At 68.9% G+C, this 2047-nt stretch carries 4 protein-coding genes; 2 read left to right on the forward strand and 2 right to left on the reverse strand.

The annotated features are described in order from the left end of the window. On the forward strand, window positions 1-383 hold a 383-nt coding region (locus tag FV222_RS24285; protein WP_281406918.1), incomplete at its 5' end, for an inositol monophosphatase family protein. Between the two features lie 153 nt (window positions 384-536). Here the strand turns inward: FV222_RS24285 and FV222_RS24290 are convergent. Both FV222_RS24290 and FV222_RS24295 read right to left on the reverse strand, forming a co-directional pair. Beyond that, the gene (locus FV222_RS24290) at window positions 537-773 is read right to left on the reverse strand and encodes an AsnC family transcriptional regulator (protein ID WP_147753603.1); all 237 of its coding nucleotides are present in this window, start codon (window positions 771-773) and stop codon (window positions 537-539) included. A gap of 186 nt (window positions 774-959) precedes the next feature. Further along, window positions 960-1169, reverse strand: coding sequence for a cold-shock protein (locus FV222_RS24295; protein WP_147725959.1), 210 nt, complete (start codon window positions 1167-1169; stop codon window positions 960-962). Between the two features lie 291 nt (window positions 1170-1460). Between FV222_RS24295 and FV222_RS24300 the strand changes: the two genes are divergently transcribed. Further along, window positions 1461-1850, forward strand: coding sequence for a hypothetical protein (locus FV222_RS24300; protein WP_147753604.1), 390 nt, complete (start codon window positions 1461-1463; stop codon window positions 1848-1850). Window positions 1851-2047: the final 197 nt, after the last annotated feature.

Below are 2047 nucleotides of genomic sequence, written 5' to 3' on the forward strand. Positions count from 1 at the left end.
CCGCGATCGCCGCCGCGCGCGACGCGGCGCTTCCGACCGCCCGCGTCACCGGCCCGAAGCCGATGATCGATCGGTTGGAGCGCGGGGTCTCGCGCGATCGGGCCGACCCGGCCTTCGACCGGATCGACCGGATTCCGTCGCTGGCTCTGCGGGTGGCCCGCGTCGCCGAAGGCTCGGTCGACGTCGGGCTGGTGTCGTCGGACGCGCGCGACTGGGATCTCGCGGCCGCCGACCTGATCCTGCGCGAGGCCGGCGGGTCGGTCTGCGACATGGCCGGCGTCGCGACGGTCTACAACCGCCCCGATCCGGTGCACGGCGAGCTGATCGCGGTGCCGCACGGCCTGCGCGACGGCGTCGTCGCGGCCTGGGCCAAGGGCCGGTAGCGGCCGCCGAGCGAGAAAGCGGTCCCGAAACGCGAAAGAGCCGCCCCGGTCGGACCGGGATCGGCTCATTGCTGTGGGTCTAAGGCTGTCCCTCGCCGGCTGGCGTTCGTGCCTGGCGGTCACCCGCTCTCGGCCGTTCGCCGCCGCGGGCGATCAGGCGTGGGCGGCTTCGCGCAGCGCGAGAGCCGCCGGCGCGAGCCCGAGGCGCTCGGCGAGATGCCAGCGCAGTTCCCGGGGCGAATGGTAGTTGTAGGAGCCATCGATGAGGTGGGAGAGGTCGAGGGTCGGGGCGTCCGACGTCGCGCTCTGCCTGATGCGTCCCACCTTGAAGGTCGCCGAATCCGTGACGGGCGACCGGACGCTACGGCGTCGGGTGTATTCGAACAACATGGTGTGTGTTTTTGTCTTCCGATTGACCGGGTTTGCTCCGCAGCATGGCGGGCCCGGCTCTGTTTCTAAGCTGTGGCGATTAAGATTTGGTTTACCTTGACCGTCCGGCGCAACCGTTCCCGAGGGATGGCGGCGTCGGATGGTTTCGACCGTGTTCACGGTCGCGTGGATGGGAGACCGATGGCCTCAGGCAGCCTGGAGGTTGCCGGCGGCGTCCTTGCCGCTGCGCTTGTCGGTGAGGATCTCGTAGGAGACCTTCTGACCCTCGATCAGGTTGCGCATGCCGGCGCGCTCGACGGCCGAGATGTGGACGAACACGTCCTTGCCGCCGTCATCCGGCTGGATGAAGCCGTAGCCCTTGGTCTCGTTGAACCACTTCACGGTACCGGTATTCACGTAAAGAACCTCGTATCGACGATGGGTCGAGCCGTCCCGCTCCTGAGAACGCGACCGGATCGACTGACTTCTAAGTCTGGTATGGGTGGCAGGGCATCGGGCATGAGACCCGTAACCGGCGTCCGTCCCAGGGTTGAGCCCCCCACAACCCTATCTAAGGGTTGCCTGCGGCCGCAACAAGGCAGGGGTGCAGCATCTCGGCGAGGGCCGGCGAAACCGGGTCCGTGGCCGCTGGGATTTTCGGGTGCCGCGGTGCATATAAGGGTTCGCGTTCAGGCTTTTAGGCGATCCATGGCAGGTATCTCGGTTTCGTTGGAAGGGGCCAACATCCAGCTCTCCTTCCAGAAGGACGATCAGGCGACCGCCGTCGTGATGGATGCCCGCGCCGCCCGCGCCCTCGTGCGCGCCGTCGGCCAGTTGCTCACCGCCATCGACGAGCCCGAGGAGGCCGACATGGCCGACGAGATGGGCGACGAGGACATCGCGATGCTCGACGTCACCTCCTCGGCGATCGAAGTCGGCACCGACGACCAGGGCCAAGCCGTCGTCGCCTTCCAGGCGGGGGCCCTGCCGCCGTTCCAGCTGCGCCTGACCGACGAAGAGGCCCGTCACGTGGCGACGAGCCTCTCCGAGATCCTCGCGGCGCCGCGCGACGTCAGGGCGTCGCACGGCGGCCATTGAGTCGTCCTCACATCTGAGTCGTCCTCACATCCGGACGCCGGGGTCCGTCGGGGCGCCGGGGAACACGTCCGGCTCGGAGCCGGGGCCGCCCGGTTCGCCGATGCCGGGGTCGTTGACTGGATAGGGCGTGCGCGGCCCGGTCGGGCCGATATCGGGCAGGTCGTCCGGCGGAACGGGCGGCGGAAGGTCGCCGGGGG

Source organism: Methylobacterium sp. WL103 (assembly GCF_008039885.1).
GTDB classification, from domain to species: Bacteria; Pseudomonadota; Alphaproteobacteria; order Rhizobiales; family Beijerinckiaceae; genus Methylobacterium; species Methylobacterium cerastii.

Coding starts and splice junctions, on each gene's coding strand:
- FV222_RS24290 (WP_147753603.1), bottom strand. CDS start 773: ATGTTGTTCGAATACACCCGACGCCGTAGCGTCCGGTCGCCCGTCACG.
- FV222_RS24300 (WP_147753604.1), top strand. CDS start 1,461: ATGGCAGGTATCTCGGTTTCGTTGGAAGGGGCCAACATCCAGCTCTCC.